The sequence below is a fragment of the Paenibacillus sp. FSL H7-0716 genome, from assembly GCF_038002705.1.
GTDB lineage: Bacteria > Bacillota > Bacilli > Paenibacillales > Paenibacillaceae > Paenibacillus_AQ > Paenibacillus_AQ odorifer.
The window spans coordinates 91,558-115,933 of sequence record NZ_JBBODA010000002.1 but is presented as its reverse complement, the minus strand read 5'-3'; the positions used below and the strand labels follow the sequence as shown (position 1 = coordinate 115,933).

Sequence of the window (24,376 nt, the reverse complement as noted above, 5' to 3'; positions counted from 1 at the left end):
CAAGGCCTCACGTTGTGGGGATATTTTGTGTGGAACATCCCAAGGAGTGGACATACCCTAAGGCTGGTCCGCATACACTTGTACAACATAAACACTTTTACTTAAGATCCGATAAGAAGCCGGAGGATGAACATGAAGACAATAACCCGTAAATGGCCATTCGCCTTAATATTGTGCCTTTCGCTGCTGCTTCTGGCGCCGCTATCTTCAATTCAGGCCGAGAACAGCTCTATCTCTACACATGCAAGAGCAGCGGCACTGATTGATGTGGAATCCGGGCGTATTTTGTACAGCAGCCGTGGGGATGAGCCTATGCTTATTGCCAGCTTGACCAAAATTATGACCGCCCTCGTCGCCATTGAGAATGGTGATTTAGCCTCTAAAGTCAAAGTAGGAAAAAATGCCTATGCGAAAGAGGGCTCTTCTATTTACTTGCAGCAGGGGGAAGAGATGACGCTGGAAAATATGCTCTATGGCCTGATGCTGCGCTCAGGGAATGATGCAGCAACGGCGATCGCTGAGCATATCGGTGGTTCTGAGGAAGGTTTTGTATACCTTATGAACGCTAAGGCTGAGGAGCTAGGGCTAACCCATACTCATTTTGCTAATCCCCATGGTCTTGACGCTGAAGGGCATTATTCAAGTGCCAACGACTTGGCTGTTCTGACCGCTTATGCTCTTCACAATCCTGTATTTAAAGAAATTGTGAAGACGCAGGAGAAAACTGCAGACAATCCAAATGAGAAATGGGATTACAAATGGAGAAACAAAAATAAGATGCTGTATTTATACGAGGGAGCGGACGGTGTAAAGACAGGTTATACCAAAAAAGCTCTGCGCTGCCTTGTCAGCTCTGCCACCAGAAACGGCCAGCAGCTTGTCGCAGTTACTATAAATGACGGCGATGACTGGAATGATCATGCTTCCCTGCTAAACTTCGGGTTTAATCACTATCCGCTCAAAACATTGATCGAACGTGGGGATGCCGTGAAGGGCTATAACTTTGTAACCTCCAAAACCTTTGCTTATCCACTTGGACAAGGTGAACAAAATAGAGTGATCACGAAACTTCTTTTAAATCAGAAGGAAAGTGCTTCAGCCGAAGCTTCGCGAGCAAATTTTGGATTGCAAGGGGCGCTTGTGCTGGAGCTGGGCGGAAAAGAAATAGGTCGCGTGCCGGTGTATACTCCTGAGAACCTGCCTCCTGAGCAATCTGCTTATATGAAAAAGTATAGTCCCACACTAGCACAGGCTTATCCGGCAAATAATTGGTTTCAGGCGCTGGGTAGTGCGCTGAAAGCTCTATTTGAAATGGGAGCGAGTTCGAAATAAGTAAATGGGCTGATGAATGAAGAAGGAGGCGTGTCCATGATTAACGGGATTTGGCTAGGAATGATCATCATCGGTTTTCTGTTCGCCGCCGTTAACGGCAGAATGGATGAGTTTACAGCCGCCGTATTCGACGGAGCCAAGAGTGGGGTAACGGTAAGTTTTGGCTTAATCAGTGTGCTTGTGTTCTGGCTTGGAATCATGAAGATAGCAGAAGATGCAGGTTTACTTAAAAAGATTGCCAAGGTGCTTGGCCCTGTCGTAGCTTTTTTATTCCCTGATGTGCCGAAAGGGCATCCTGCCATTGGATATATTCTCTCCAATATGAGTGCTAATCTGCTCGGACTAGGCAATGCCGCAACGCCAATGGGCATCAAGGCGATGCAGGAGCTGCAAAAGCTCAATCCTGATAAAGAGACCGCCACTCCAGCCATGTGTACTCTTCTAGCGCTTAACACAGCAAGCATTACGCTTATCCCAGCCACACTGATTGCCATCCGGTTAAACTATGGTTCAGCCGATCCTGCAGGCATTGTAGGTACAACACTTGCAGCAACGGCCGTGGCTACACTTGCAGCGATTGCGGCAGACCGGTTTTTCCGAAGGTTGACTTTACTGCGCAAACCGCCGAAGCCCCCTTCAGCAAAGTCCGGGGTTCCTCCTTTGGCGAAGACAACACTCCCTAATTCCTCATTGAAAGGGTGAACGTGATTTGTACCAGTTTATCAGTCTCATATCGGCATGGGCGATTCCGGTCATGATCACGTTCATCCCGCTCTATGCTTTTACGCGCAAGGTGCCAGTCTACGAATCCTTTGTTGAAGGTGCGAAAGATGGGTTTGGCACAGCCATTGCGATTATTCCACATCTTGTGGGGATGCTGGTTGCGATCAGTGTTTTTCGCGCTTCCGGTGCGCTGGACTTTTTTATGGGCTTCATATCCCCAGCCCTGCGGGGGCTTGGTGTTCCTGCAGAAGTATTGCCGCTTGGTCTTCTTCGGCCGCTTACGGGGACTGGGTCGCTTGCTTACACTACGGATCTAATCCGTGTACATGGCCCGGATTCTTTAATTGGTATGATTGCTTCCACCATACAGGGGAGCACAGATACTACGCTTTATGTTTTGACCGTTTACTTTGGAGCTGTAGGCGTACGTAATGGGCGTTATGCGCTTAAGGTTGGCTTGTTCTCCGATGTTGTCGGCTTTGTCGCCGCGATCGCTGTGTGTTTGCTATTATTTGGATAATCACCCCATTGCCCCCCTGAACATATGCTATTGCAGCAATGTGGAGGGGGGCATTCCGCAATGAACTATAAAGGTTTTATTCTGCATCATTCTAGCTGCACATCCATTAACGGTAAAGGTTTTGACTTCTGGGTAGGAGTGGATGGCGCGATTTATGCAGCACCGCTACTGACAGATCCGGAGTATATTCATATTTGTTTGGAAGGTGATTTTGGTAAGGAAGTGGGCGATCCTCCAATATCCGGAAGGCAGGAGCAGCTTTTTGCAACGGCTAAACTCGTTTTAGAATTAGTAGAACGCTACCAAATCTCCCCTTTAATCATCGAACCCCACAATAATTCCTGTCCAGGAGCATTTTTTCCTTGGAATGAACTTGTGATTTATCCCTCTGATGGTTATCATTGATCTGAGGTGACTAGTCGAATATGGAAAGATTACAGAAAATTTTGGCGCAGGCCGGTGTGGCGTCCAGACGTAAGTGTGAAGAAATGATTTTGGCCGGTAAAGTGGAAGTCAACGGGGAACTCGTAACTACGCTTGGCACGAAGGTGGACCCCGCAACAGATATTATTAAAGTTTCCGGTAGACTGATCCGGGGCGAGAACAAAATCTATATTATGTTCAACAAACCTAAGGGAGTTATCACAAGCGCTTCCGATCCAAAGGGTCGTAAGGTTGTAACTGACTACCTAAAAGGAATTACTGAACGGGTTTACCCTGTAGGCCGGCTTGATTACGATACGGAAGGTTTGCTGCTGCTGACAAATGATGGGGACTTTGCTAACTTGCTAACCCATCCGAAGCACCATGTACCTAAGACGTATCATGCTACGGTCAAGGGTATACCGCATGGTACTGCATTGGACAAGCTGAAAGCTGGGATTAAGCTGGAAGATGGCATGACAGCGCCTGCGGAAGTAGAGTACAAGGATATTGATGAAGCAAATAAAGAAGCGGTAATCAGCATCACGATTCACGAAGGACGTAATCGTCAGGTACGACGCATGTTTGATGCGATTTCACACCCCGTACTCCGTCTGAAACGGATTTCATTCGGGGATATTATGCTGCAAAATCTCAAACGTGGCTCATACCGTCATTTGACCAAGGATGAAATTAACCATCTGCAGCAAATTGCCAAAGCAGGATTGCTTAAAGAAAGAACTCCACGTAAAGAGTCATAAAGACACAGAATATTCACAATTAAACCCCCTAAAGCTGTGACGAAATTCGCTATAATGTTCATAGGATGTTCACACCTTACAACATAAGTATGAGTTGCGTCACAGAAGGGGGCTTTACGTGTGGGTAAAGCAAGAAAACCAATTCAAATCGTGATTCTGTTTCTAATTGTTATAGTGGGCGGTTATGCCATCGGTTCCTCTGTATTTGGGGGAAGCGGCAAACCAGAGGAAGGGAGCAAAGCACCTTCCTTTGATTTGCTTGGGCTTGACGGTCTGGCTCATACCCTAGACGAATATAAGGGCAAGACTATTGTGCTTAATTTCTGGGGCTCTTGGTGCGCACCTTGTGTCAAAGAAATGCCGGCTCTCCAAGCGCAATGGGAGAAGTGGAAGGACAAGGACGTAGTGGTCTTAGGCATTAATGTGGGCGAAGACCGGATGACTGTCGAGAATTTTGTGAAGCAAGTAAACATTGATTTTCCGATTTTGATGGACACTGGACGTGATGCTGTACGAAGTTATGGTATTTCTCCGCTGCCAACTACCTTATTCATTAATTCCAAGGGTAAAATTGACAACATTCATATCGGCCAGCTTGATTTGAACTCACTTGACGATCAAATTGGGAAGCTGGTGGATTGATGAGTGAACGCGAGGCATTTATAACCAATACCAAATGTGAATGTGGCCACCAGAACCCTGTAGGCACTGTTTTATGCGAAGCATGCGGAAAGCCGTTGGGTAAAGAATCAGACTGGGGCGAGAATTTGGAAATGCGTTACGATGGCGTAGCTCGCCGTTCTCAGCGCGTTAACCCGGGGATTATTGATCGGGTGTGGAACTTCTTCTCTTCCGTCAAAATAGCGATCTATCTGATCGTGTTGACACTTATAGGCTCTATGCTGGGGACGATTTTCCCGCAGGAGAGTACTTTTCTTAATATTGATGCCTCAATTTATTACAAGCAAGAGTACGGAACAGCCGGATATATTTATCACAAACTTGGACTTTCACATACATACGAATCCTGGTGGTTTGTAACTCTACTCGTAATGATCGGCGCTTCACTTGTGATCTGTAGCTTGGATCGAGTACTTCCGCTCTATAAGGCCTTAACCAGACAGAAGATTCGGAAACATCGCCAGTTCTTAACTCGGCAAAAAGCTGTGTTAGTGACTGAAGTACAAGAGGAACCAGAAGCTTGGGTAGCCCGGGTAATTCAGCCAATGCGTAAAAAGGGCTATCGCGTGAAGACGGATGGAGGAGCTCTGCTGGCAGAGAAACATCGCTTCAGCCGCTGGGGACCTTATGTAATACATATTGGCTTAATTATTTTTTTACTTGCTGTATTAGCAAGAGGATTGCCGGGACTGAACATGGATCAGCATCTTGCTTTCCCGCAAGGGGAGATCACACAGATTCCGGACACCACCTATTATTTGAAAAATGAGAAATTCACCGTGGAGTTTTATACGGAGGAAGAGATGCCTGAGGAATTTCGAGGCAAAAAAATACTTCCAAAGCTATTCCAGACCCAAGCTGTGCTTTATGAATGCACCGCGGATTGTGGAGACCCTTCGAAGGAACCACAGCTATCCGAGGTGACGAAACATGATATCCAAGTAAATTCACCTTTGGATTATAAAGGATTGAAAGCGTATCAGTTTGATTATGATCTGACCCCGGTGCTGCGTTCGGTACAGCCTGAGCTTAAAAATTCCACCACTGGCGAGGCGTTCGGCAAATTTAAGCTGGACATGAAGAATCCTCCGCGGGCAATTCAGGCGGGTCCTTATACTTTAACTTTGAAAGAAAAGTATATGGATTTTGGTCTAAATGAGGATGGACAGCCGATTTCCAAATCACCTTATCCGAATGCACCTGCTTTTTTGTTCCTGATACAAGGTCCGGATCTCCCGGCGGAAGGGCAGCAGTATTTCTATTTTCCTAAACAGGTGGATAAGGCGCAGTTTCAACAGGCTGCCATTAACGATAAGCTTGGCGGGAGCAATAGATTTCTTGAGCTTGAAGTGGACAACATGAGCGACGTTGATTTTTCGGAATCGACTACTTACTTGAATATACGTATTGATCGTGCAATGCCGTTTGTATGGCTAGGTGCAGCAATCGTGATGCTGGGTTTAGTGCTTGGCTTCTACTGGCAGCATAGACGTATCTGGCTTACCGTTGCTAACGGGGAGCTTATCCTCGGAGGACATACGAACAAGAACTGGTTCGGGTTCCGCCGTGAGATCGTTTCTATTTTAGAAAAAGTAGATCTGGTAGTCGATGAAAAATCATTAGATAATGGAGGAGGCCTTTCATGAGCTTGCTCGACATCAGCAGCGCTGTCTTTATTGCCGCATTTTTATTATACAGCGGTTCGTTTATGTTATTCACTATCGCCATCATGGGTCGCAAGTGGTCAGGCCGCAAGCCGGAGGAACATACCTCACGTTGGGGCAAAATTGCTTTTATTTTCTCTTCAATAGGTCTTATCTTTCATCTTATTTATTTCTTTACACGTTGGGCGGGCTCAGGGCATATTCCGGTCAGCAACATGTATGAGTTCATGACTTTTTTATCGATGATGGTCATGGTTGCCTTTACTGTGATGTACGCTATTTATCGTAAGGTAATCCTGGGTCTCTTTGCAGTTCCAATCAGTATTATTGTGATGGCTTATGCCGCAGTATTTCCACAGGAAGTACAGCCGCTGATTCCATCTCTTCAATCCAACTATTTAAAGATTCACGTAACACTGGCTGCACTAGGTGAATCCTTCTTCGCAGTAGGGTTTGCGGCAGGACTGATGTATCTGCTGCGAACAGTCAATTTTTCCAGTAAAGAGAAGACGGATCGCAAGCAACAGAGGCTGGTCGAATTTACTCTCTTTTCAATCATTGTTATAATTGGGTTTCTGGGTTCTGTTTTTGCATTCCGCGGAGCAGGCTATGAAACTGTTTTTGTCCGTCCGAACGTTACGATTGACAGCCCCGGGCAGGAAAATAGTACAATAGAGAAAGTGAGTTATCGAATGCCGCCGATTGTGGCACCACACAATAGCGAAATTGAGAGCTTCCAGTCGTTTCTTGGCATAAAAGAACCACTCTTTGAGGCACCATCTTGGATGAATGGTGTAAATGCTGGACGGAAGTTTAATACTGTAATTTGGTCACTCCTTTCCGGATTAATCCTCTACGGAGTTCTTCGCTTGATCGTACGTAAACCGCTGGGCACTGCTTTACACCCGGTGATGGACGGAATTGATGAGGGCGATCTAGATGAGATTACGTATAGGGCGATAGCCATTGGCTTTCCTATTTTCACATTAGGCGCTTTGATCTTTGCAATGATATGGGCGCAAATCGCTTGGGGAAGATTCTGGGGATGGGATCCTAAGGAAGTCTGGGCGCTTGTCACTTGGCTCTTCTATAGCGCTTATCTTCATTTACGTTTGGCTCGTGGATGGCAAGGAAGAAAATCTGCCTGGCTGGCTGTGCTTGGCTTCCTGGTCGTAATGTTTACCCTGGTTGGCGTTAATTTAGTCATCGCCGGACTTCATTCTTACGCGGGGACGGACTGAGCATAGTTTACCTGTTAACGTTGCACAATGGTTTAAAGGTTACGTTCTACTGTATTGATGAAGGGGTTGTAGTGAAATGGCAGATCATTTAAACAGAATTCTGGTAGTGGATGATGAGGAACGCATTCGCCGCCTGCTAAAGATGTATCTTGAAAAAGAAGGTTATGAAATTGATGAAGCGGAAGATGGAGAAATCGCTCTTCGTAAAGCAACAGCAAATGACTACGGTCTAATTTTGCTGGATGTTATGCTGCCTGGCATCGATGGGATGGAAGTGCTGACAAGACTCAGAGGAGTGAAGTCAACTCCGGTCTTAATGCTTACAGCTAAAGGCGAAGAGATCAACCGTGTTCAAGGCTTTGAGATGGGCGCAGACGATTACGTTGTGAAGCCCTTCAGTCCACGTGAAGTCATTTACCGGGTGAAGGCTATTATGCGCCGTTCGTCGGCAACTGCTTTCTTGTCCAAGGAGAGCAATTCCAGCAATAACATTGTATTTACTCATCTTATTATTGAGCATGATGCTCACCGTGTGACTGCTGGTGGTGAAGAAGTAAGTTTGACACCTAAAGAATATGAACTTCTGCATTATTTGGCTATTTCGCCTGATAAAGTATTTTCTCGTGAAGAACTGCTTAAGGATGTCTGGAATTATGAATTTTTCGGAGATTTGCGTACTGTAGATACTCACGTAAAACGTCTTCGTGAAAAACTGAATAAAGTATCACCGGAATCCGCAGCGATGATTACGACCGTATGGGGCGTAGGCTACAAACTAGAGGTACCTAAATAAGTGAACTTCTGGAGAAGTCTTGTCGGCAAACTGTGGGTTACGATCATCTGCCTGGTCGCTGTCGTGCTTATTACCTTGGGGTTATTTTTGCTTCCCTACATAGACAGTAACTTTGCCAATTCCGGAGATATCAAGCGTTTATTTATGTATACTTGTATGATCGGATTTTCTTTGACGACATTTTTTGCGTTATTTTTGTTTACCAAAATCACTCAGCCGATGCAGCGTGTCATTGAAGCAGCGAATAACATTCGCCGGGGCGAATACGGAACAAGGCTTACGCTTGTCACAAGTGATGAAATTGGCCAGTTGGCGACTTCCTTTAACCATATGGCTGAGGAGCTTGAAGAGAATATTCGCAGTCTGCATCATGAGAAGGGGCATCTGTCTAGCGTACTGCGCAGTATGAGCGATGCTGTGATCACCTTTGACATTGAAGGGCAGATTATTTTGACCAATCCGCACGGCCAAGCTCTGCTAGAGAGCTGGAGCGATTTGCAGTGGGAACATGAGAGTGATGCTGAGCTTCATCCCGAAACGGTTGAGAGCAGTGTTCCTCCTCCCCTGCGTCCTTTATTTTTAAGCACCTTGAAGCAAGGTGGCGATGACCGCTCTAATGTACATGTGCGGCAGGGCGTCTGGTCTGTTCATATGGCACCGTTATATTCTGAAGGCAGCATCCGAGGAGTAGTTGCTGTACTGCGGGATGTGACGGAAGAGGTACGTCTGGAAAAGATGCGCAGAGACTTCGTAGCTAATGTCTCCCATGAAATCCGCACTCCATTGTCGATGATGCAAGGGTACAGTGAGGCTTTATTAGACGGGATGGCTTCATCCCCCGAAGAAAGCAGTGAGCTGATCCAGGTCATTCATGACGAATCACTGCGTATGGGGCGTCTGGTTAAGGATTTGCTTGATCTTGCCCGAATGGAAGCCGGACATACGGATATGATGAAAGCTCAGGTGGACATGAACGAACTGCTGGAACGAGTCTACCGTAAATTTTCTGTACGTGCGAAAGAGCGCGATATCCATCTTCACCTACAGCAAGAGAGCGATATTGCTGTTCTGAAGGCAGCGGATGAGGATAAACTGGAACAAGTCTTAACCAATTTACTCGATAATGCTTTTCGCCATACACAGGGTGGCAAAAAAATCACGGTTCATACAGGAACTTGTGTATTAGAAGGCCGTCGTTATCTTGAGATTAAAATTCAGGATGAAGGGGTTGGAATTCCACCAGAGGATCTGCCGTATATATTCGACCGCTTCTACAAAGCTGATAAGGCGCGTGTACGGGGAGAATCGGGTGGAACGGGACTTGGGCTTGCGATTGTTAAAAATATTGTAGAGTCGCATCACGGGACTATCTCAGCTTCAAGCAAACTAGGCGAAAGTACAACCTTTACGCTAAGACTTCCTGTCGAAAAACAGTAATTCCAAACACAATGTGTGATAGCGCCTCTGACAGCAGAGGTGCTTTTTGTTGAAACAAACACATTAATCTTGTTCATCGTGGAACATATCTTGTAGGTTTTGCTTGGGAGGGCATAGAATGATTTTATCTTTAGACCAAGGTACTACCAGCTCACGAGCCATATTGTTCGATACGGAGGCTAAATGGGTCTCACAAGGTCAATATGAAGTTAAACAATCCTTCCCCCATCCAGGCTGGGTAGAGCATGACCCTGAGCAAATCTGGGAGTCACAGCTCGCAGCGGCAAGAGATGCGATTGCGCGGGGTGGCATAGCAGTTGAGGAGATCTCTGCCATCGGAATAACCAATCAGAGAGAAACAGCTTTAATCTGGGATAAAATAACGGGCAAACCGATATACCCTGCGATTGTGTGGCAGGACAGGCGTACTGCAGAGCAATGTGAAGAACTTAAAAGTAAAGGGCTGGAGCAAGTTATTGCGAGCAAGACGGGCCTTGTTGTAGATGCTTATTTCTCAGCTACCAAAATCTCCTGGATACTGGATCATGTGGATGGCGCTCGAGAACGGGCGAATCGAGGTGAACTTCTAGCAGGGACGATCGACAGCTGGTTAATCTGGAGACTTACTTGCGGAGCCGTACATGTCACTGATGTTACCAACGCCTCACGTACGATGCTGTTCAATCTTCATGAACGGTGCTGGGATGAAGAGCTAATGGAAGAGCTTCGTATTCCGCGTGCCATCCTGCCAGAAGTAAGAATGTCTGGCGGCGAATTTGGAGTAGCAGACAAACAGTGGTTCGGAGCGGACATTCCAATTCGCTCTGTACTTGGAGATCAACAGGCTGCATTGTTTGGACATACTTGTCTAGAACCCGGCAGTGCCAAAAACACCTATGGTACAGGCTGCTTTATTCTAATGAACACAGGCACAGAAGCTGTAGCCTCCAGCCATGGCTTGTTGACCACTGTAGCTTGGGGTATGGGAGATGAACTCTATTATGCTCTCGAGGGCAGTGTGTTCGTGGCCGGAGCGGCCGTTCAGTGGCTGCAGGAGGGGCTTGGTCTTATAGAGGAGCCAGCAGGCTCAGAAGATAAAGCACGGGAAGTAGAGGACAGTGAAGGGGTTATCGTTGTGCCTGCGTTTACCGGACTGGGGGCACCCTATTGGGACATGTATGCCCGTGGAGCCATATTTGGCCTTACTAGAGGCACTACCTCAGGACATCTGGTACGAGCTACATTGGAGTCCTTAGCCTTTCAATCCAGAGATGTAATAGGAGCTATGGAAAAAGACGCAGGCATGCCATTGACCGGCCTTCGTGTGGATGGCGGAGCTGTGCGTAACGATTTGCTGATGCAATTCCAGTCTGATATCCTGGGCAGTGAGGTTACTAGAACAACATATGCGGAGACAACAGCTTTGGGTGCGGCGCTTCTGGCCGGGTTAACGTCCGGCGTCTGGACACGTGCCCAGCTAGAGAGCTTCAACAAGGCTGAGAGGGTCTTCTCGCCTGAGATGGGTACAGTTGAGCGGGAAGGTCGTTACAACGCCTGGAAAGACGCTGTAGCGCGTACTATGGGTTGGGAGAAGCATGAAGGATATCAGTAATAAAGGGGCTGTATATGTCTATGGTTAACGGAACAGAATCTGATCTGCCGGGCGGACTATCTAAGCCGGCGCTTCGAGCCCTGCATGGGGCTGGATATGTTCAGCTTCAACAATTCAGCAAGCATACGGAGGCAGAGCTTCTGCAGCTACATGGATTGGGGCCAAAGGCGATCGTTCTACTGCGGAATGCCCTTGCGGAAAAGGGGCTCACCTTTGCAAGTAAGTCCTGATGTTGCGTTCATATTTATATTAAAAAGCGGCAAGCTTAGGTGAATCCCTAGCTTGCCGCTTTTTGTTATATAGCTCCTAATATTCAATAACAAATGCTACATTTTGCCAACCGGCGCCCACTGTCCAGAACAGGACTTTATCACCACGTTCGATCTTTCCAGTAGTTACAGCTTTATGTAGAGCAATAAATGGGCTGCTCGTAGAGGTATAACCGAATTCATCTCCTATGTATACCGCTACATTGCGATCAATGCCGACTTTCTCACACATCTCTAAGATATTAGGCAATGAAAACTGTGAGAAGCAGGCTGCTTTAATGGCTTCAGGCGCGATATTGTTGTTAGACAGTAGAGTACGAATAGACTCAGAAGCAGCATCTATGCAAATGGAATCATCAAAAGGAATAAACTTCACATTAAACTCTCCAGCCGCTACACCTTGTTTACCCAGTTTAGCCAGGCCTGCGCACGGGAACTTGGAATTATCGCAAACACATGGATCCGTTTGGTAGATAGAGTCAATGAAACCGACCGCATCCTCAGCTTGTTCAAGAATGACTGCCGCCGCTGCATCACCAAAGTTAGCGTAGTAGACCGGATCATTCTTATCGGCATGAGGGGTTACATAATCCGAGCCGATTACCAACGCTCGTTTAATCCTAGGATTGGCTTGCATCTGACGGCTAACCTGTTCCACAGAAGCCGTCATACCCGCACAATTAGCATTGCTGTCAATGCAGATCGTATGAGATGCGCCTTTGATCAAACGGTGAATCATTAATGAGTTGGTAGGAAAGATATACTCAGGAGTTTGACTTGCATAGGCAATAAGGTCGATATCGGCACCTGTGAGACCACTTTTCTCCAAAACATTCCGGACAGCCTCAAAAGCCATCGTAAGGGAATTCTCATCCGCATCCTTAATACTATACCGTGTAATACGACCTAATGCGGATAATAGACCTCGAATATCAATGCCTTTTTCGTCAAAATGCTTAATGAAAAAGTCGTTACCAACTATATTGCTGGGATGATAGATATCAATGCCTTTAATACGAATTCCGGTCATAATACGCCTCCAGGAAAGCAGTAAGATGTGGCCTACATATTAAGATTAAAAGATCTAGACTGTAACCGCAGAAATGATCTCGATGTTATCGAGTCCAGCTTTACGGCCAAGACGGGAAAGCTGCATTTTGAGGATCGGGTTATTTTCAAGCGTTAGATTTACTTTTACAAATCCATCATTCTTAAACATTACAAAGCAGCTTTCTAAAAGAGGTACAACATCTGGTGCAGTTACATTTAGCTTTCTGCAGTCGATTTTTAGTTCATAGTCAGCTGGAGTAATTGGATTGATAGTTTGTTGATAAGCTTGAATAGATTTTAGACCATCTTCTTCAGAAAATGTTCCATCCAACTCAATGTTAATAACCTTGTTTGCAGTGTCTGTCTTCAAAACGAAACTTCCCATGCCTAAATCTCTCCCATAGATTGAATTTGTCCAAAACAGTTCGACTGCAATATCCAGCCATATGTATATCCACTTAGCTGTTTTATAAAAGTCAAAATTCGACACTATACAGCAAGTAATGGGATATTCCGACTCTATTATAGGCATATTTTTCAAGTGTATGCAATAATAAAGTCGAATTTTGTATATTGTTGTCGAACTGTTGGGTTATTGGATTTCTTCTATGGTTGCAAGCAGGATATTAAAAGCTGTGATGATTCTAGGTGCCCCTATAACGGGTACTAAGTGTAATAGAATACCTTTAAGCTGTTCTACGGTGACTCCAACACGAAGGGCCATGACATAATGAACACCCAGCTGTTCGAATTGACCCATTGAAATTAAAGATGAAATGACTGCGATTTCCTTCCAGTCAGGGGCTATAGTATTACGTTGAAAAATATCGCCATAGGCATTCCCCATAATAAATTCAGCCAAATCAGGGAAGTGGTCTTTAATTGGAGCTAGTGCTTTTGCGCCATAGTCTCCTGATAGATTCGCGAAGTGGTTGAGACCACTGTTGATATTTTCCTTCATGGTTAGCCTCCTAGTTTAGGTTCAAAGTACGGTGTGCAGTCGGAGGGACTTCATCACGGTCTGTTAGTAGTTCAATAACGGCAACATGGTTTAGAGCTACCGCATCTTTAATTGCAGCTGTGAATTCATCCGCTGTCTCACACTTGTAGCCTTTAGCACCTAGAGATTCAGCGAATTTCACGGCGTCCATTGGTACTTCATATAGAGTTCCATCGATACGACCTGTGGTTTTCTCCATACCCTTAAGAGCCATATCTAGTTGCTTATTATTGACCACGATAAAGATGACAGGGATATCTTTGCAGACAGCGGTGTTAATCTCAGCGCCGAGCATCATGAAACAACCATCACCTGTAATGCAGAGGACCGTTTCTTCAGGAGCTGCAACTTTTGCACCAATAGCCATACCGATCGAATTACCCATGCAAGCAAAATAAGCATCAAAAACAAAGCTGCCCGGTTTCTTAACCTTGTACCATTTTGCAGCGTGGAATCCATGACTTCCATCATCAACGAAAATTGAATTATTATAAGGAATCAAATCACTTAAAGTGCTCATTACCGAAGCAAGGGAAAGATTCTTGAGGGTTGAAAGCTCTTCTGAATAATCAGCATCGGCCAAAGCATCACGTTTGGTGATTGTGCTTGGGTCAATATGATTTAGGCAGTGCACCAAATTATCGCGCAGGTCCCCAGTGACCGGGATCGTTTTGGACAATAGTATTTTTCCGACAAAGGTTGGATCAATATCAAATTGAATTAAAGTTGCTGGATGATTCTCCCGTTTAAGATTACAGATGGTCATATCACTTAAACGTGATCCAAGCACTATAAATAAATCGCTTTTATTTAATAAATCGTCCCCGTGGGTCGAACCGCCAACGCCAATAGGACCATGATAGAGTGGGTGATCCCAGACTATAGCCCCTTTTCCACCAGGAGAGGTTACTACAGGAATATTAAAAGTTTCTGCGAGTTGAACAAGCTCTTTATGTGCTCCGGAGCGGTTAATTCCTTTACCCGCAATAATCAAAGGATTCTTAGCAGCTTGAATAGCATCGATGACTCTATCGATATTAGCTTGACTAATTAGAGACTCTCTTTCTGGGATTACTATATTGCATTCTTCCAATACTTCAGTTTGTACATCAAAAGGAATACAAAGATGAACAGGACCACGTTTGGTCAGGGCCACAGAAATCGCATGATTAAAAATAGTACCAAAGTGATCCCCACGTTCAACCAATTTACTGAACAAGGTGGCAGGTCTGAACATATCAGCTAAATCAGCCAGAAAAGAAGTGGAGTCCTGACATTGAGGAATTCCAAGCTCTGTAATGGATTGGTGGCCAGTAATAAATAGGACAGGTAGGTTGTTAGCTTTCGCATGTGCTGCTGCTGTAAGCAGGTTAGTTCCCCCAGGACCCGAAGTACCAAATGCTACGCCTAGGTTACCTGTTTTCAGCGCATATCCTGCTGCTTCGAATCCGGAGCTTGCTTCGTGTCTGCCGGGAATAAATTCAATACCGTAATCCACCATCTTTAGAACTATTGGACAAATCGATTTGCCAATGATCCCAAAAGAATGGGTGACTCCAAGGTTACGTAGTGCTTCCGCCATGTAATCTGCGACTGTCTTCAAAAGAAACACCTCACAAGTTTTTTGATATATATTAGTTATTAATCTATCGCATAGATACGATAGATCAATATACTCAAAAAGTAAAAACCTGTGCTCTATAGTAAGCACAGGTTGGTGGCATAAGGCGCCGCTAAGACTGAACAATAGTTCAGCCGTCCTGGTTCCTCTGCAACCTGGCAATCATGGCCTCAAACGAAAAAATGAGGCTGTAGATCCATGGTTTTGCGTCATCCTCTTTCGAGGATTTTGCCAATATTAATTTATAGTTGATAAGAATAATTTTCCTTTACAATATATTCCTCATTAATTTTTGTCAACATAATCCGCTAAAAAAACTCGAAATTTGACGAAAGTCTTGTCCAAGAGATGAAGTTTTGCCTCGCGAAAAAAACTGCCACCTAAGACTCAGCTTAGGTGGCAGTTGATAGTTTTGAACTAGAATTTAAAGATATGAATGGTTTTTTGCAGATTAAATACGGCCTGGGTCATTTTTTCCGTTTCTTCTGCAACAGATTGCAGGGCATTAATCTGTTCATTCATAGCCGCCGATACCTCTTCTGTGCCAGCAGCGGTTTCTTCGGTGATTGCTGAGATATTCTCGATTGCACTGGAAATTTTCAAGGCACTTTCTAGCATAAGATCACTCTCCGCAGAGAATGAAGAGATTTGCTCGGTAATGTACTGCACGCTTTGTACAATTTGTGCGAAAATATGGGCAGTTTGTGTGATCATTTCGTTCTGAACCTGCACGACCTCTTCATTGATGGCGATATTATCGATGGCTTGTTTAATATCTGACTCAATGCTGCGGACCAAACCGAATACTTCTTTTGTGGATGCCGTAGATTCCTCAGCAAGCTTGCGAACCTCTTGAGCTACAACGGCAAAACCCCGACCATGCTCTCCGGCACGAGCAGCTTCGATGGAGGCATTCAGTGACAGCAGGTTGGTCTGCTCAGCGATCTCTGTGATGGTCTTGGTGATCATCGTAATCCCGCGGGCATTTTGTGAAAGAGCTTCAATAGTATCAGCCACTTTTTGTGTAGCCTCTATGTTTTTACGCATGCCTTCAGCCTGTGTATCTACGGATTGGCGCCCTTGCTCAACAAGTTCTAAGGTATGTATTGAACGTCTGTTCATTTCTTTGGTGGAGTTCGTATAATTGGATACTTTGGTCTCAATGTCTTTAATGGATTCTGTCATATCAGCGATATCCGTAGATATTTCATTTGCACCAAGAGCGAGCTCAGTAGAGGAAGAGGCTACTTGTGCCATGACAATTTTCAGGTTCTGGTTCTTATCTTCGATTCCGCGGCTTGCATCCATAACTTGACGGGTGATCTGTGATGCATCGGTCAGAATCTTCTTGAGCTTATCAATCATTGTGTTAAAGGAGCGGCTTACGTCACCCATTGAACCGTTTTCGTCCGCTCTGCTAGTGAAATCCCCCTTCGAAATACTGTGAGATACATTAGCAATATCATCAAAAGAAGATGTAAGCGTTCTCTCCACGAAGCGAGCAACAGGTAAAGTCAGACCTGCAAGAACAACTACTAGTATAATTCCTACGAGAAATTGACCTAGAATCATTAACGTAACTAAGACAGGAATAGCAAACAGTGCGGCAACGAGGTAACATCCGGCAACAATTCTTTGTTTTAACGGAAGTTTGTGCATCCAGCTCATTGGTAAAATGTCCCCCTTATTAAATTTTATGTAATGGTGTTATTATAGGGGATTTATAGGTCATTGGTCTATAGAGAAGTGTCATAAATCTTCTTTAAGTAGTAGATATTTAGAATTCATGTCAAAATTCCTCATATATTGTGGAAATTGTTTTAATAGCAGACTTTACCATCCCTACTAGTTCGGTAGGAGCTAAAACAATAACTGAAGGAGAGAAAGAGAGTACGATACGACAGGCAGATTCTATAGTATTAAACTCGGCCTCTACGTTCATCCACCCAGTTTTAGCAGAGGGTTCTACTAAAGTTATAGTTACATATCTTTCACGTTGTAATTCTTTAAGAATAGACTCATTCACCTTTAATTTCACTACATATTTTGGCAGTGCTGCTTTAAAAGCTAAAGTCGATTGTTCCCAGTAGCTTTTTAAATCAAAAACCTCAGGTCTGACAAATGATTCATTAGTTGCTTCAGCTTGTATTAATCTTGACACGCGAAAAGTCCGCATTTCACCCTCGGTTCGTGCCACTACATACCAAACTCCACGTTTTGCGACTAACCCGAGAGGTTCAATGAAACGCTCCTTCATCTCGTCGTTCCGTGGGTAAGTGATCTTCACTTTATGGTCTTCCCAAACAGCTTCCTGCAGGATAGATAGAAACGGGTACGTCTCGTCGGAAGGGTGCCAGCTGGCACCATCAATATGAATGCGCTGGCTCAGGTAACTGGCTGGATTATTCGGCCTGGATGGGGAAGCAGCCTCCAGCTTAAGCACGGCAGAAGAGAAGTCGTTTTGTATACCCAGATCTTTTAAAATCGAGGAGTCTGCGGACAACAGCAGAGTAGCAATCTCTGAGGGCTTCATACCCGTTAACGAGGTTCGGTAACCTTCTGTGAGCATCCAACCCCCTTCGCGTCCCCGTTCGGCAAGAATCGGTATTCCTGCTGTACATAAGGCTTCCATATCTCTAAACACAGTTCGTTCAGACACTTCTAAGGTCTGGGCTAGCTCACGGGACGTCATCTTTCCACGATTTTGCAGCAAAAGTAAGATGGATAACAAACGATCGGCTCTCATTAAGTGAACACTCCTCCTCCTAATAAATGTTAGCTAGTTCTTAATAAATTATTATATTATATATGTCAGTTGATGTCATATTAAAGAATTATACTTATATAAGGTAAGGATTAAATACAGAACATTTAGAGAAAAACAAGTGTAGAAAGGATTGATAACATGACTTTAAAAGGAAAAGTAGCATTGGTCACCGGGGGCAGCAGAGGTGCTGGTAGAGGAATTGCATTGGAGCTGGCAAGGAAAGGTGCATTCGTTTATATTACGGGCAGAACGACAGAGGCTTCTGGCACAGAGCATAGCAAGCGGAGCATTGATAACGTACTTAGGGAAATAAAAGCAGAGGGAGGGTCCGGCAGCGCCATACGATGTGATCATACAAAAGATCAGGAGACAGAGGCAGTCATTCGCCAGATTGCTTCAGAGCAAGGGCGGCTTGATATTTTAGTCAATAATGTATGGGGCGGGAATGACTTGCCTATTGAGCAGAAGTCTTTTTGGGAGCTTCCTACAGCGCACTGGGATAATATGTTTAATGCGGGTGTGAGGGCGCAATTGGTAACAAATTATTTCGCAATACCTTTAATGCGCGAGGCAAAAGCTGGCGGTCTAATCATCCATACAACCTTTTGGGATCATTACAAATATCTAGGAAACTTCTATTATGATCTTTCTAAAAATACACTTGTGCGCATGGCCTACGGGTTATCGAATGAGCTTAAAGAGGACAACATTGCAGTTATTCCGCTCACTCCGGGCTGGATGAGGACAGAGGCGGTGCTGGAGAGCATGAACACGGATGAGGAGCATTGGCATGAGGTTGAAGAATTGCAGATGACTGAATCCACAACCTATATCGGTAGAGCAGTCACTGCTCTAGCAGCCGATCCTGAGGTCATGTCTATGACCGGACAACCGCAGCAGGTTGCTAAGCTGGCTGAAAAGTATGGATTTACAGACATCGATGGTCGGACTGTTCCCGCATTCTTAGTCTAAACAGCAATCTTGATCTGTTTGATCCCATATGTGCGTACGAAGCAGTATAGGGCACAGCTGATCTAAAATGCAGCATTTTCGTATATTTAGGACGCTATCGGTCCCCATAGACGCTATTGATAGGCAAAACACCTGATTTAGCTCTCTTTTTGAGGAATAGTGACATTGGAGTCCGAAACCCTGCTTCAAAAGCGGAATTATTGCATATAAGGTCATCTGGGTCCGAAACCTCAAGGGTGTCCGTAAGCCTCACGAGGGAACTCGGTTCGGCGTTGTAGATGAATTCGAAACAGGTTAGCTAACAATCAACAACAAAAGCAGCGAAACTCCTATAAGAGGAGAATCGCTGCTCTGTTGTTTGATTTCTATCCTATTGCTTACAGAAGAATGATTTCTTCTGCAGTGTTGATTTCTGGCAGGCCAGCAAGCTTCACAAGCACATGAGTAGGTACAGCTTTATCAACGGTCAGCAGCATGATTGCTTCGCCACCAACGATTTTACGTCCCACTTGCATGGAGGCGATATTGACATCATTTTCGCCCAGCAATGTACCCACAAGTCCGATAATCCCTGGTTTGTCGTTATGGGATACGACAATTTGATGTCCTTCAGGAGCGATATCAACGGGGAACTTGTTCACTTGAACAATTCTTTCTCCATAACCTTGCAGCAATGTTCCGGCTACGAGACGTTCTTGGTCGTGATCTGTTTTAAGGGTCACGGTAATCAGATTAGTGAAGCCTTTAGTTTTGGAAGCTTTAGTTATTACTACATTAACGTCGCGTGTTTTTGCCAAGTGCATGGAGTTAACGATGTTAACATCCTCAGCAAAGTGGCGGGAGAGCACGCCTTTCACAATATAGCGGGTAAGTGGTTGGGTATCGACATCTGACAGATCACCCGCATACTCAACATGGATTTCACGAATAGCACTATCTGTAATTTGGGTAACAAAGCTGCCCAGCTTCTCACCAAGTGTGAAGTAAGGCTGGAGTTTGTTCATTACGCTTGGAGCAACTGGAGGAATATTTACAGCATTGATGAACGGTTCATTACGCAGAATATGCAGTACTTGTTCCGATACATCGATCGCTACATTCTCCTGTGCTTCAATTGTAGAAGCGCCCAAGTGAGGAGTCACGATAATTTTTGGATGCGACAAAAATGGGTGATCTGCTTGTGGCGGTTCTTTTTCGAATACGTCAAATGCAGCGCCAGCAACAATACCGCTATCAATAGCTTCTACTAACGCCATTTCATCAATTACACCACCACGGGCACAGTTGATGATGCGCATTCCCTTTTTCATCACTTCAAATTGCGGGCGGGAAATCATATGGCGTGTTTCCGGAGTAAGTGGAGTGTGCACAGTAATGAAGTCTGCTCCGCGGACTACATCGTCAACGGAAGCTAATTTCACTTCCAGTTTCTCAGCACGCTCAGCAGTTAAGAAAGGATCAAAAGCAAGGATTTCCATGCCGAAAGCTTTGGCACGTTTTGCCACTTCGCTACCGATTCTGCCCATTCCCAGCACACCTAAAGTTTTGCCACGAAGCTCTACACCCACGAAGGTTTTTCTATCCCAGGTTCCACCAATTGTTTTTGCATAAGCTTGTGGAATGTGACGGGCCAGCGCCATCATCATTGCAAAAGCATGCTCACAAGTTGTAATGGTATTTCCATCAGGAGCGTTGATAACAACAACCCCACGTTGAGTAGCAGCTTCCAGCTTGATATTATCTACACCCACACCTGCACGACCAATGACCTTTAAGTTTTTTCCAGCTTCGATAATTTTTTCAGTTACTGTAGTTTGACTGCGGACGAGTAGACCATCATATTCACCGATGATTGCAACGAGCTCATCTTCACTGAGACCTGTTTTTTTGTCTACAACCACATCTGTTGCGTCCATCAATTGCTGAATGCCCAAATCACTGATTGGATCCGATACTAATACTTTAAACATGGTTTCTTATCCCCCTTAAAGTTGAAAAGCTTTATATGTCGAGGACGCCCTGATGGGCAGTCCACAATACCAGAAGGTTCACGAACTAGTAGAGAAAAACATGTGATAATAGTAGATCAACGCGGTGTCGCACAAAAGAAACAGCGTGCAAGAGTACCGCGAAATCGGTAACTTTGGGCATAAGGTAGTATTTATGGGGGATTAGGGAATTAAAAAAACTCCCAACCCCATACTACTGCCGTAGTAAGGGACGAGAGTTATCTTCGTGGTACCACCCTAATTCACTGCAACTTGGAAGAAGCAGCCTCATTGGCCTGCATAGGCCACACTGTTAACGGAGTTGATCCGATTGTACCTACTTTAAGGTTCGATACAATATCTCAGGAGCGCTAAAGATAACTGTTCGTCACCGGTTTGCACCAACCACCGGCTCTCTGAAGACTTTCAGGATCTTTGTTCCATCATCGGTTTTGAATGATTAATTTTTTCATAATGTAACACGGTATGCAAGTTGTGTCAATAGGCTTTACAAGTAGCGTTTCTTGAAGTGAACTTCATTTTTCGTTATGATTCAATAACTGGTTCTATTCAAAAAAGAACGGAAGCTGTGGAAGTGTCTCCTTGTTATAATACTGTTCCCGCCATTTTACAAAATCCTGTTCCTGCACAGCACCTGTAGAAATCAACAAGGTTACTGAGGACTGGATATCCGAAAGATTTAATGAGCTTGCAGTGCCTGAGTAAATCATATCGTCTATTTTAGCAGTGATGTCCTGAGGATCATAACCTGCAAAAATTCCGCGATTCAACATCATATCAGCGATAGAAGCATTTTTCAAAAGCAGCGGCATTTTTTTCCACTGGATGAAAGACATCGTTTTTAGTTCGCCAGGTGCAGAAGGTATTTTCTGGTTTGTCTTAGAGCCCCATTTTAGCATAGAATCATAGAAGTTCTTTTGTGCTAAGAGACCGTACTTCACGGCGCCGGTTGTAAATTCATCATTTTTCAATAACTTGGCTGTTTCTGCACCAGATGCACTAGTAGAGACTTTGCCGGAGGCTTTAGAAAATAAAGTTAAGCTTTTGAGTACATTGACCTGTGACTGATGTAATAGAGGAGAGTTAGTGAAAATTGAATCTTGATTAACTCTTTCATATTGCTGGTCTGCTAGAATACTTAGATTCTTCATTACTGCCGCATTCATACGAGCATCTGTGCTGCGCGCTAACTTATCTACTTGAATGTTCCAATTCCGCTTGAATTCCCGATAGGGCAAAAATACGTTATGATAGAAAGTAACAAGATCCTGCTGTTGATATGAGCCCGTGAATTCTACTAATCCATTCATGCTTGATGGATTGTCATATTTGGCTTCAGTTTTGTCTGCGCCTACCTTAACGCCAGTAAAAAATGCGGCGAAGGCGCAAACTAGGAAAAACAAAAAAACTAGCGTGTATAACATTTGATTGCGGGACTTACGTTTGCTCATAATAAATGCTCCTTTTTCTGGGGGGATTATCCTATGTATTATGTATTGATAGCAACACTATGGACGGTTTCTCTCTCGGAGCGGCCCGAAAAAAATAAAGAACAGGCAGGTCACGATGAAAAAATTCAAATTTGGCGAGATTAAGGTTAAAAAGGTAGAACCAGGCCAGTTGACAGACCGTCTTCTGCTGCTCAATCTCTATATCACTCAGGGGCTCACATTAATTATCGGTTTGATATGGATATTATTTCAGAAAAGAAATCCTTTTCAGCTATTAATTATTCCAGAAAAAGTACATTTTGTGGCATGGGGCCTCGGTCTTGCTGCTGCAATGCTAATTGTTGACTATTTATTGACACATATTGTCCCTGAGGAAAGCATGGATGATGGTGGAATAAACGACCTTTTATTTCGAAATCGCCCTGTGTGGCATATTATCGTCATAGCAGCAATTGTATCGGTATGTGAGGAGCTCTTATTCCGCGGAGCCATCCAATATTCCATTGGCCCTTATTGGACGAGTATAGTATTTGCTCTTATTCATGTCCGTTATTTACGTCACTTTGTACCTACCGGCTGGGTATTCTTAAGCAGTTATGGTCTTGGATATATTTACATTCAATCGGGCAGCCTCTGGGCCCCTATACTATGTCACTTCTTCATCGACCTGATCTCAGGTCTGGTGATCCGCTATAGGAGGGAATCATGAGTGAGGAATTAAGCCGGGTAAAGTCTCGACAAAAACAACACAAGAGTGAAAGTAAACATCCTGGCAAAGGTAAAAAAGAAAAGCGGACTTCGGAGGCTGTAAAAAAGGCTACTCCTGAAAAGAAGCCTACTCCTATAAAGAAAAATGCTACCGCTCGGGTTTCTACGGCAACTTTATCAAGAAAAGCTCGCCGCCCAGCAGGTTCTGCAAAGCGCTCTTCCACAGGAAGTAAAGAGAAGGACGAAGAATCTGTTCCTTCTCGTTCAGATACTTATTCTTCAGAAAAAGTTCGTCTAAGCAAGATGTTTGTGAATTCTTTGATTTTTATCTTTGTTATTTTGCTAATAGGGCTGCTTTGGTGGGGAATTGAAGGAGCGCCTCCGCTGAGTACATTATGGTGAGTACATGGGCATGGGGAGTGGTCTTGGCCATTCTATTGATAGCTGCGGCTGTTGTCATAATCATGGTGATCAACGCGTTTAGAAACAGAATTATTACCGAGGAAATAATGCTAGATTCGCTACCTGAAGAGTTCGATGGATTTCGTATCTTGTTTATAACAGATATCCATCGCCGCCGCCTTCCGTCCTCGCTTCTGATGCCATTAAAGAGTGGAGTAGATGTTGTCTTTCTGGGAGGAGATCTAACGGAAAAAGATAGCCCTTTAAATCGTCTTGTCGATAATATGACTCTAGTTACTTCTATTGCATCTACCTATGTAGTGCATGGAAATCATGATTATCGGGCTAATATTACAAGGGTGGATGAGATTATTCAGGACAGTGGTGCAAAACTGTTAATGGATGAAAATGTGGCTTTTGAACGTGAGGGAGCTAAACTTTGGTTAACCGGAATTGATTTTCCGAAAAATGGGGGCAAAACTCCATACCGTCCTTTTCCGCAATTAGCCACAAACACTTCTGCTGAAGATACCTGTCGTATAATTCTTGTACATGATCCGCTTTGGTTGTCCAAGCGCCAAAGTGTGCCAGCGGACCTGATTCTGGCAGGTCATACGCATGGGGGCCAGGTGATCCTTCCGTTTGTGGGTCAAAGACATGTTGAGCATTTCTATCATAAATATGACGCTGGAAAGTTTAATTGGCCAAGAGGTGACGGTTCCGCAAAAAATGCGCTGCTGCTGATCAGTAGAGGGTTTGGAACAGCACATCTGCCAATTCGCTGGGGCAGTCCTGCTGAAATGCATGTGCTGACACTGCGTAAATCAACCCAATAGTGCTTGCTCTTTCCAGTAAGAAAAATAGGTAGCGTAAAAAAAGGGGGGTCCAAAGCCATGGAAATGGCTTTTGGAACCCCCTTCTATTTTTCGTTTGATTTGAA

Annotated in this window: 24 protein-coding genes, 1 riboswitch and 1 other annotated feature; of the genes, 16 read left to right on the top strand and 8 right to left on the bottom strand. The window is 44.5% G+C overall.

Annotation, left to right across the window (positions count from 1 at the left end):
• The first annotated feature begins 132 nt into the window (after nucleotides 1–132).
• The 12 genes from MHH60_RS03430 (at nucleotide 133) to MHH60_RS03375 (ending at nucleotide 11,417) form a co-directional block, all read left to right on the top strand.
• Complete coding sequence (locus MHH60_RS03430; protein ID WP_172628841.1) at nucleotides 133–1,332, top strand: D-alanyl-D-alanine carboxypeptidase family protein; 1,200 nt, start codon at nucleotides 133–135, stop codon at nucleotides 1,330–1,332.
• A 36-nt stretch (nucleotides 1,333–1,368) separates the two neighbouring features.
• A complete protein-coding gene (locus MHH60_RS03425) occupies nucleotides 1,369–2,034 on the top strand; it encodes a nucleoside recognition domain-containing protein (protein WP_076127464.1) in 666 nt (221 codons plus the stop codon).
• Between the two features lie 7 nt (nucleotides 2,035–2,041).
• Nucleotides 2,042–2,575, top strand: coding sequence for a spore maturation protein (locus MHH60_RS03420; RefSeq protein WP_036676158.1), 534 nt, complete (start codon nucleotides 2,042–2,044; stop codon nucleotides 2,573–2,575).
• A 60-nt stretch (nucleotides 2,576–2,635) separates the two neighbouring features.
• Complete coding sequence (locus MHH60_RS03415) at nucleotides 2,636–2,980, top strand: N-acetylmuramoyl-L-alanine amidase (RefSeq protein WP_038572446.1); 345 nt, start codon at nucleotides 2,636–2,638, stop codon at nucleotides 2,978–2,980.
• Between the two features lie 20 nt (nucleotides 2,981–3,000).
• The gene (locus MHH60_RS03410; RefSeq protein WP_036676166.1) at nucleotides 3,001–3,759 is read left to right on the top strand and encodes a pseudouridine synthase; all 759 of its coding nucleotides are present in this window, start codon (nucleotides 3,001–3,003) and stop codon (nucleotides 3,757–3,759) included.
• A 120-nt stretch (nucleotides 3,760–3,879) separates the two neighbouring features.
• Nucleotides 3,880–4,401 carry a redoxin domain-containing protein gene (locus MHH60_RS03405; RefSeq protein ID WP_038572444.1) on the top strand — a complete coding sequence of 174 codons (522 nt, stop codon included), beginning with the start codon at nucleotides 3,880–3,882 and terminating at the stop codon, nucleotides 4,399–4,401.
• Nucleotides 4,401–6,086, top strand: coding sequence for a cytochrome c biogenesis protein ResB (gene resB / locus MHH60_RS03400; RefSeq protein ID WP_038572442.1), 1,686 nt, complete (start codon nucleotides 4,401–4,403; stop codon nucleotides 6,084–6,086). Before MHH60_RS03405 ends, resB begins: the two co-directional genes overlap by 1 nt.
• Nucleotides 6,083–7,345, top strand: coding sequence for a cytochrome c biogenesis protein CcsA (gene ccsA, locus MHH60_RS03395; RefSeq protein WP_076134707.1), 1,263 nt, complete (start codon nucleotides 6,083–6,085; stop codon nucleotides 7,343–7,345). The genes resB and ccsA overlap by 4 nt, the downstream gene beginning before the upstream one ends.
• 76 nt (nucleotides 7,346–7,421) lie before the next feature.
• Nucleotides 7,422–8,138, top strand: coding sequence for a response regulator transcription factor (locus MHH60_RS03390; RefSeq protein WP_036676174.1), 717 nt, complete (start codon nucleotides 7,422–7,424; stop codon nucleotides 8,136–8,138).
• Nucleotides 8,139–9,575 carry an ATP-binding protein gene (locus MHH60_RS03385; RefSeq protein ID WP_076134706.1) on the top strand — a complete coding sequence of 479 codons (1,437 nt, stop codon included), beginning with the start codon at nucleotides 8,139–8,141 and terminating at the stop codon, nucleotides 9,573–9,575.
• A 118-nt stretch (nucleotides 9,576–9,693) separates the two neighbouring features.
• Nucleotides 9,694–11,187: a glycerol kinase GlpK gene (glpK, locus tag MHH60_RS03380; protein WP_076134705.1), complete on the top strand. Its 1,494-nt coding sequence runs from the start codon at nucleotides 9,694–9,696 to the stop codon at nucleotides 11,185–11,187.
• Nucleotides 11,188–11,201: 14 nt separating this feature from the next.
• Nucleotides 11,202–11,417 (top strand): DNA-binding protein, encoded by a 216-nt coding sequence (locus MHH60_RS03375; RefSeq protein ID WP_076134704.1) that lies wholly within the window; start codon nucleotides 11,202–11,204, stop codon nucleotides 11,415–11,417.
• A gap of 76 nt (nucleotides 11,418–11,493) precedes the next feature.
• Here the strand turns inward: MHH60_RS03375 and MHH60_RS03370 are convergent, their stop codons facing one another.
• From MHH60_RS03370 to MHH60_RS03345, 6 genes are all read right to left on the bottom strand, one after another.
• Complete coding sequence (locus MHH60_RS03370; RefSeq protein ID WP_076134703.1) at nucleotides 11,494–12,486, bottom strand: ketoacyl-ACP synthase III; 993 nt, start codon at nucleotides 12,484–12,486, stop codon at nucleotides 11,494–11,496.
• 54 nt (nucleotides 12,487–12,540) lie between these two features.
• Nucleotides 12,541–12,891, bottom strand: coding sequence for a hypothetical protein (locus tag MHH60_RS03365; RefSeq protein ID WP_051490905.1), 351 nt, complete (start codon nucleotides 12,889–12,891; stop codon nucleotides 12,541–12,543).
• A 207-nt stretch (nucleotides 12,892–13,098) separates the two neighbouring features.
• The gene (locus tag MHH60_RS03360; RefSeq protein WP_076134702.1) at nucleotides 13,099–13,467 is read right to left on the bottom strand and encodes a carboxymuconolactone decarboxylase family protein; all 369 of its coding nucleotides are present in this window, start codon (nucleotides 13,465–13,467) and stop codon (nucleotides 13,099–13,101) included.
• A gap of 10 nt (nucleotides 13,468–13,477) precedes the next feature.
• Nucleotides 13,478–15,118, bottom strand: coding sequence for a thiamine pyrophosphate-binding protein (locus MHH60_RS03355; protein ID WP_143766679.1), 1,641 nt, complete (start codon nucleotides 15,116–15,118; stop codon nucleotides 13,478–13,480).
• A 155-nt stretch (nucleotides 15,119–15,273) separates the two neighbouring features.
• A riboswitch (cyclic di-GMP riboswitch) is annotated at nucleotides 15,274–15,370 on the bottom strand.
• A 174-nt stretch (nucleotides 15,371–15,544) separates the two neighbouring features.
• Nucleotides 15,545–16,795, bottom strand: a complete 1,251-nt coding sequence (locus MHH60_RS03350) for a methyl-accepting chemotaxis protein (protein WP_076134700.1) — start codon at nucleotides 16,793–16,795, stop codon at nucleotides 15,545–15,547.
• A gap of 121 nt (nucleotides 16,796–16,916) precedes the next feature.
• On the bottom strand, nucleotides 16,917–17,873 hold the full coding sequence (locus tag MHH60_RS03345; protein WP_076134699.1) for a helix-turn-helix transcriptional regulator: 957 nt from the start codon (nucleotides 17,871–17,873) through the stop codon (nucleotides 16,917–16,919).
• 159 nt (nucleotides 17,874–18,032) lie between these two features.
• Between MHH60_RS03345 and MHH60_RS03340 the strand changes: the two genes are divergently transcribed.
• Nucleotides 18,033–18,866, top strand: a complete 834-nt coding sequence (locus MHH60_RS03340) for an SDR family NAD(P)-dependent oxidoreductase (RefSeq protein ID WP_076134698.1) — start codon at nucleotides 18,033–18,035, stop codon at nucleotides 18,864–18,866.
• 377 nt (nucleotides 18,867–19,243) lie between these two features.
• On the opposite strand, the gene serA is transcribed toward MHH60_RS03340, so the two are convergent.
• Together serA and MHH60_RS03330 are read right to left on the bottom strand one after the other, a co-directional pair.
• Entirely contained in the window at nucleotides 19,244–20,836 is a 1,593-nt protein-coding gene (gene serA / locus MHH60_RS03335; protein ID WP_036676193.1) for a phosphoglycerate dehydrogenase, read from the bottom strand.
• A 243-nt stretch (nucleotides 20,837–21,079) separates the two neighbouring features.
• Nucleotides 21,080–21,310: a binding site (T-box leader), on the bottom strand.
• A gap of 110 nt (nucleotides 21,311–21,420) precedes the next feature.
• Entirely contained in the window at nucleotides 21,421–22,326 is a 906-nt protein-coding gene (locus MHH60_RS03330; protein ID WP_076134697.1) for a hypothetical protein, read from the bottom strand.
• Between the two features lie 115 nt (nucleotides 22,327–22,441).
• Between MHH60_RS03330 and MHH60_RS03325 the strand changes: the two genes are divergently transcribed.
• Genes MHH60_RS03325 through MHH60_RS03315 form a run of 3 tightly spaced genes read left to right on the top strand, consistent with a single transcriptional unit; the run spans nucleotide 22,442 to nucleotide 24,272 of the window.
• The gene (locus tag MHH60_RS03325) at nucleotides 22,442–23,035 is read left to right on the top strand and encodes a CPBP family intramembrane glutamic endopeptidase (RefSeq protein ID WP_036676197.1); all 594 of its coding nucleotides are present in this window, start codon (nucleotides 22,442–22,444) and stop codon (nucleotides 23,033–23,035) included.
• Entirely contained in the window at nucleotides 23,032–23,436 is a 405-nt protein-coding gene (locus MHH60_RS03320; RefSeq protein WP_076134696.1) for a hypothetical protein, read from the top strand. Before MHH60_RS03325 ends, MHH60_RS03320 begins: the two co-directional genes overlap by 4 nt.
• A complete protein-coding gene (locus MHH60_RS03315) occupies nucleotides 23,430–24,272 on the top strand; it encodes a metallophosphoesterase (protein ID WP_076134695.1) in 843 nt (280 codons plus the stop codon). The genes MHH60_RS03320 and MHH60_RS03315 overlap by 7 nt, the downstream gene beginning before the upstream one ends.
• The last annotated feature ends 104 nt before the right edge of the window (nucleotides 24,273–24,376 follow it).